The sequence below is a fragment of the Mycobacterium sp. E3298 genome (assembly GCF_001666895.1).
Taxonomy (GTDB): Bacteria; Actinomycetota; Actinomycetes; order Mycobacteriales; family Mycobacteriaceae; genus Mycobacterium.
Window position 1 is genome coordinate 1 of sequence record NZ_LZJB01000050.1, and the last position, 6,623, is coordinate 6,623.

5 protein-coding genes are annotated in these 6,623 nt (G+C 69.1%); all 5 read right to left on the reverse strand.

What is annotated here, in order from left to right:
* On the reverse strand, positions 1-1,626 hold a 1,626-nt coding region (locus A9X05_RS01845; protein WP_231978223.1), incomplete at its 3' end, for a type I polyketide synthase.
* Between the two features lie 11 nt (positions 1,627-1,637).
* Positions 1,638-3,536, reverse strand: a complete 1,899-nt coding sequence (gene fadD32, locus A9X05_RS01850; protein ID WP_067760229.1) for a long-chain-fatty-acid--AMP ligase FadD32 — start codon at positions 3,534-3,536, stop codon at positions 1,638-1,640.
* 290 nt (positions 3,537-3,826) lie between these two features.
* A complete protein-coding gene (locus A9X05_RS01855) occupies positions 3,827-4,837 on the reverse strand; it encodes a cutinase family protein (RefSeq protein ID WP_067760231.1) in 1,011 nt (336 codons plus the stop codon).
* 131 nt (positions 4,838-4,968) lie between these two features.
* Positions 4,969-5,871, reverse strand: coding sequence for an esterase family protein (locus A9X05_RS01860; RefSeq protein WP_067760282.1), 903 nt, complete (start codon positions 5,869-5,871; stop codon positions 4,969-4,971).
* 157 nt (positions 5,872-6,028) lie between these two features.
* Positions 6,029-6,623: alpha/beta hydrolase-fold protein (locus tag A9X05_RS01865; protein ID WP_197498871.1), on the reverse strand; the 595-nt coding region annotated here is incomplete at its 5' end.

Below are 6,623 nucleotides of genomic sequence, written 5' to 3' on the forward strand. Positions count from 1 at the left end.
GACCTCGCGCACCACCAAGTGGGCGTTGGCGCCACCGAAGCCGAAGCTGGACACCCCGGCCAGGGCGTAGCCGCCGTAGCGCGGCCAGTCGGTGGGCTGGTCGACCACCTTCAGGCGCATCGCGTCGAAGTCGATGTAGGGGCTGGGGCCGGCGAAGTTGATCGACGGCGGCAGCTTGTCGTGCTGCAGCGCCAGCACCACCTTTGCCATGCTGGCCGCGCCGGCCGCCGACTCCAGGTGGCCCACATTGGTTTTCACCGCGCCCAGCAGCGCCGGGCGATCGGCGGGGCGGCCCCGGCCGACGACGCGGCCCAGCGCCTCGGCCTCGATCGGGTCGCCGAGGACGGTGCCGGTGCCGTGCGCCTCGATGTAGTCGACGTTGCGGGGATCGATGCCGGCGTCCTTGTAGGCCCGGCGCAGCACGTCGGCCTGCGCGTCCTGGTTGGGGGCGATCAGGCCGTTGGACCGGCCGTCGTGGTTGACCGCGCTGCCCGCGATCACGGCGAGGATCTGGTCGCCGTCGCGGCGGGCGTCGTCGACGCGCTTGAGCACCAGCATGCCGCCGCCCTCGGACCGGGTGTAGCCGTCGGCGTCGGAGGAGAACGACTTGATCCGGCCGTCGGGCGAAAGGACCTGGCCGATCTCGTCGAAGCCGAGGGTGACCACCGGCGTGATCAGCGCGTTGACGCCGCCGGCGACGGCCACGTCGCACTCGCCGTTGCGCAGCGCCTGGACCGCTTGGTGGGCGGCCACCAGCGAGCTCGAGCAGGCGGTGTCGACGGCCACGGACGGACCGCGGAAGTCGTAAAAGTAGGAGACCCGGTTGGCGATGATCGACGTCGCGGTGCCGGTGATGGCGTAGGGGTGCGCGACGGTCGGGTCGGACACCGCCAGGAAGCTGTAGTCGTTGTTGGAGACACCGACGTACACGCCGACGGACCCGCCGCGCAGGCTCGACGCCGGGATGCGGGCGTGTTCGAGCGCTTCCCAGGTCAGCTCCAGCGCCATCCGCTGCTGCGGGTCGATGTTGTCGGCTTCGGTCTTGGCCACCGCGAAGAACTCGGAGTCGAAGCCCTTGATGTCCTTCAGGTAGCCGCCACGGGTGCGGGCCTTGGCCATCCGCTCGGCGAGCCGCGGCTCTTCGAGGAACTCCGCCCAGCGGCCCTCCGGCAGGTCGGTGATGGCGTCGCGGCCCTCCATGAGCGCCTGCCACGTCTCGTCGGGGCTGTTCATGTCCCCCGGCAGCCGTGTCGACAGGCCCACGATCGCGATGTCGACGCGCTCGGCCGGGCCGTTGCGCGTCCAGTCGGAAACGTCGTCACCCGAGGTGTCGAGCTCCGGCTCGCCCTCGATGATCCGGGTGGCCAGCGACTCGATGGTCGGGTGCTGGAAGGCCACCGCGACCGACAGGGTGACACCGGTCATGTCCTCGATGTCGGCGGCCATCGCTACGGCGTCGCGCGACGACAGGCCGAGCTCGACCATGGGCACCGACTCGTCGATGTCGTCCGGCGACTTGCCGACGGCCCGGCCCACCCAGTTGCGCAGCCACGCGCGCATCTCGGGGACTGTGAGCTCGGTCTTCTTGGCGGGCGAGTTCTCCTGAGGTTCGTCTGTGTCAGCCATGGTTCCTGAATTCAGTCGTTAGCCCCGGCGAAGGCCGTCGGCGATCCGACGCCGCTACGCAGGCTGCCGTCGAGGTAGGCGGCGCGGCACGCGCGGCGCCCGATCTTGCCGCTCGAGGTACGCGGGATCGTTCCCGCCTGCACCAGCAGCAGGTCGCGGATGGTGACCCCGTGGCGGACGGCGATGGCCGCCCGGATTTCGTCCGCGATCGGCTGGTAGTCCAGCTTGTGAGTGCCGGGGGCGCGCTCGGCCACGATCACCAGCTGCTCGGAGCTGTCGTCGGGGTCGTGCTTGAGCCCGGTGTGCGGGTTGTCGAACACCACCTGCGGCAGCTGGTTGGCCGGCACGGAGAACGCGGCCACGTAGCCGGTGCGCAGGGCGCGGCTGGCCTCCTGGGCCGAGTACTCGAGGTCCTGCGGGTAGTGGTTGCGGCCGTCGATGATGACGAGGTCCTTGATCCGGCCCGCGATATAGAGGTGGCCCTTGTGGTAGGTGCCGTAATCGCCGGTGCGCACCCACATGCCGTCGTCCGGGGCGCCCTCGGCGTGCGACTGGCTGATGCGCGACTTGAGGATGTTGCGGAAGGTCTCGGTGGTCTCGTCTTCCCTGCCCCAGTAGCCGGTGCCCATGTTGTTACCGTGCAACCAGATCTCGCCGATCTGCCCGTCGGGCAGCTCACTGGCGGTGTCGGGATCGACGATGACGGCCCACTCGTCGACGCCGATGATGCCGGCGGAAACCTGTGCGACGGCCTTGGGCGAATCGGCGGCCACCTCGACGAAGCGCTGCTTGTTCAGCTCGTCGCGGTCGACGTGGATGACCGTGGGCGCCTCGTCCATGGGCGTGGTGGACACGAACAGCGTGGCCTCGGCCAGACCGTAGGAAGGCTTGATCGCGGTCTCGCGCAGGCCATAAGGCTTGAACGCGTCGTAGAACTTGCGCATCGACGCCGGGGACACCGGCTCGCTGCCGTTGAGGATCGCCTTGACGTTGCTCAGGTCCAGAGGCGGCTCGCCGTCCTTGGGCACGCCGCGCACCGCGGCGTGCTCGAACGCGAAGTTCGGCGCGACGGTGATGACCTCGCTGTCCGGGGCGTCTTCGGGCTTGCGGGCCATCTCCCGGATCCACCGGCCGGGCCGGCGCACGAACGCGGCCGGGGTCATGAACGTGAAGTTGTAACCGAGCACCGGCGACAGCAGCGCAGTGATCAGGCCCATGTCGTGGAAGAAGGGCAGCCAGGACAGGCCGCGGTCCCCTTCCTTGCCTTCGAGGCCGTTGAGCACCTGCAGCACGTTGGTGGGCAGGTTCAGGTGCGTGATCTGCACGCCGGTCGGGGTACGGGTGGAGCCGGAGGTGTACTGCAGGTAGGCGATCGTGTTCTCGTCGGCCTCGGGCTCGACCCAGGTGGACGCGACCTCGTTGGGCACCGCGTCGACGGCGATCACGCGGGGCCGTTCCTTGGCGGCGCGTGCGCGGATGAATTTGCGGACGCCTTCCGCGGCCTCGGTGGTGGTCAGGATGGTCGACGGCGTGCAGTCGTCGAGCACGGCGTGCAGCCGGCCCACGTGGCCCGGCTCGCCCGGGTCGAACAGCGGCACCGCGATCCGGCCGGCGTACAGCGCGCCGAAGAAGGCGATGAGGTAGTCCAGGTTCTGGGGGCACAGGATGGCGATGCGGTCACCGGGCTGGGTGACCTGCTGCAGCCGGGCGCCCACCGCCCGGTTGCGGGCGCTGAAGTCGCTCCAGACGATGTCGCGATACACCCCGTCGCGCTCGGTGGAGTAGTCGATGAAACGGTAGGCCAGCTTGTCGCCGCGCACCCTCGCCCACTTCTCAACGTGCTTGACCAGGTTGGTGTTGTCCGGGAACCTGATCTTTCCATTCACGATGAACGGGTTGTGGTACGGCATTCCGCTCTCCTGTCACACCTGTTTCAGGCCGGCGGTACGCCGGCTAGCTGTCCTTCGGTCGGCCAGGCCGACGGCTTCCATTTCTACGCGGGCCAGTCCTCGCGCGGCGCCGCGGGCGCCGGCCCCCTGTTCATCCCAGGCCGGCTTCCACCAGGATCGGGTCCGCAACAAAGTGTTATAGCTCTTAAATTCCTCTTAATGTTAAGGGGCGGGCCGCAGCACACCAAATCACAAGGTACCGCTGATCTGCACCGGCAACGGGCTCCTGATGGCTGTGTCCCGCGGCCGGGTCATCCATGTTTGGGGTGCGGCGCGTTGGCGATCAGTCCTTGAACCCAGTTCAACGTCCAATCGGTGGCCGGCTGCCCGTCCAGGTTCCAGAACTGCGTGGTCGCGTACAACGCGTGGATGGGCTGCCCGGCACCGCCGGCCAGGGTGTTAAGGGTATTGGGCAGGTTGGCCACGCTGAACGCCTCGTCCGGCGCGGCGCAGATGAGGTCACCCGGAGCGCAGATTTCGTTGGTCTTGTCGTTGAGCGCGCCGAACCCGCCGGGCCGCGCGCCGGTCATCGTCAAGCCCAGCCCGGAGAGCACGGGCACTTCGTGCAGCGTGACCTCGGCGCCCTGCCCGGGCGGGTTGGGCCCGATGTCGTTGCCCACGCCGGGCTGGCGGCGACCGTCAGCGATCAACGTCACGCCGAGCACCAGGTCGTCGTCGACGGGTCCGCGGCCGTTGCCGATGTCGCTGGCGATGTCACCGGCGATCACCGCGCCCTGCGAGAAGCCCATCAGCACGTAACTGGTCAGCGGGCACTTCGCGTTCATGTCCGTCATCGCCTGGACCGTGGCGCGGGTGCCCTCGGCGCGGCTTTCGTTGTACGACATCTGAGTGTCGCCGCTGAGCGGGTTGTGGAACTGCGCGGTGTAAGGGGTGGTGTACTCCTGCACCCGGGACGCGGGGAACTGCTGGGTGATCGCCGTGGTCACCCTGTGCAGCAGCGCGTTGGGGAATTGCATCGGGTTGAGCGGATCGTCCTGCGGCGCGGACTCCCAGGTGCCGGGGACGTTGACCAGCTGGACGTCGGGGCACGACGCATCTTGCGAAGCGGGCCGGGGTTTGTGCGGGTGGGTGGTCGTGGACGGCGACGGCAAGACGCCCGGTGGCACCGCGCTGGGCGGGGATTCGCGGCCTCGCAGCATGACGACCACTAGCACGATGACCAACAACACCACCCCTGCCATCGCCAAGGCGGCGGTCCAGGCGAGGGCTCGGTGGCGCTTACGCCGCGCGTTGGTGGCCATGGTCTCCCGCTAGCAGGTCGGTGGATCGCAGCCAAGCGGTCCTCCCGACCCCTGCTGCACCCCCTACACGGTACCGGCTCGCAGGACCACCTCAGCCGGGCGGCGACCCGCGTCTCCCGGCGCCGACCCGCTTAGCGAATCGCGCCGACGATGTCGCCCGACATCGCGCCCAGCTGCCCCGACCAGGAGCCCCAGCCGTTGTCGCCGCCGCCCGGGAAGTCGAAGTGACCGTTGTGCCCGCCGTTGCTGCGGTACTGCTGGTAGAACTCGCGGGAGCTGCCCATGGCCGCCCCCGCCTGGCCGATCATGGCGGCGTCGTCGCCACCCATGTTCGTCGGGCTGTAGACCCACACGCGGGTGTTGTTCTGCGCCAGCAGCGACGCGTGGACGTATGGGTCGTGCCACTTCCACCGGCCCAGCTGCGGGGCCCCCCACATCCCGTTACCGTCCACACCGCCGAACTGTTGCAGGCCGGCCAGGATCGCGCCGTTGTAGTTGGTGCTCGACGGGTACAGGAACCCGGACAGCGAACCGGCGAAGCCGAAGCGGTCGGGGTGGAAGGCGGCGAGCGCCATCGCGCCGTAGCCGCCCTGCGAGGCGCCGACGGCCGCGTGGCCGCCCGGCGCCAGGCCTTTGTTGGCGGCCAGCCAGTTGGGCAGCTCGCTGGACAGGAAGGTGTCCCACTGCTTGCTGCCGTCCTGCTCCCAGTTCGTGTACATGCTCCAGGCCCCGCCCGCGGGCGCCACCACCGAGATGCCCTTGCCGCCAAGCGTGTTCATCGCGTTGCCCGCGGTGACCCAGTTGCTCACGTCGGGGGCCGCGTTGAACGCGTCCAGCAGATACACCGCGTGCGGTCCGCCGGCCAGGAAGGCCACCGGGATGTCGCGGCCCATCGCCGCCGACGGCACCATCAGGCTCTCGTAACCGGCCGCCCTCGCCTTGCCGGCCGGTCCGCCCGCCACGGTCACACCGATCAGCCCGATCGCCAGCGCGGCTACGGAGAACACCCGAAGAAGCGCTGACGCACCCCGCACGACCCTCATGTCACCCTCCATCGTCTAGTCGCTGACGAGCACATTAGCCAGCGCCGTAGTTCCCCCGCCCACGGGGTAGTGAAACAAATCACACACCAAACCAACTAACGGCGGAAACCCCGAAGGGTTTCCGCCGTTAGTCGCGTTGTTCGTGGGCTTAGGTGCCCTGGCCGTTCGTGCCGTTCCCGGCAGCCGCGGCGGCCGTGGCCGGCCCGGCGCCCGGGGTGGCGCCCAGCGCCGACTGCAGGTCAGGCTTCATCGCCTGCAGCTGCGCGCCCCAGTAGGGCCAGTCGTGGGTGCCGTTGGCGTCGAAGTTCCACACCGCGTTGTTGCCGCCGGCGGCTTTGTACGCGTCCTGGAACTTCAGGTTGGAAGTCCGCACGAAGCCCTCGAGGAACTTGGCGGGCAGGTTGTCGCCACCGAGGTCCGACGGCTTGCCGTTACCGCAGTACACCCAGATGCGGGTGTTGTTGGCGACCAGCTTGCCGACCTGAAGCGACGGGTCGTTGCGGGCCCAGGCCGGGTCCTCCTTGGGACCCCACATGTCGGCTGCCTTGTAACCACCGGCGTCACCCATGGCCAGGCCGATCAGCGACGGGCCCATGCCCTGCGACGGGTCCAGGAGCGCGGACAGCGAGCCGGCGTAGGTGAACTGGTTCGGGTGGTAGGCGGCGAGGATCAGCGCCGACGACCCGGCCATCGACAGACCGACGGCGGCGTTGTTGGTCGACCTGACCTGCTTCTGCGCCGAC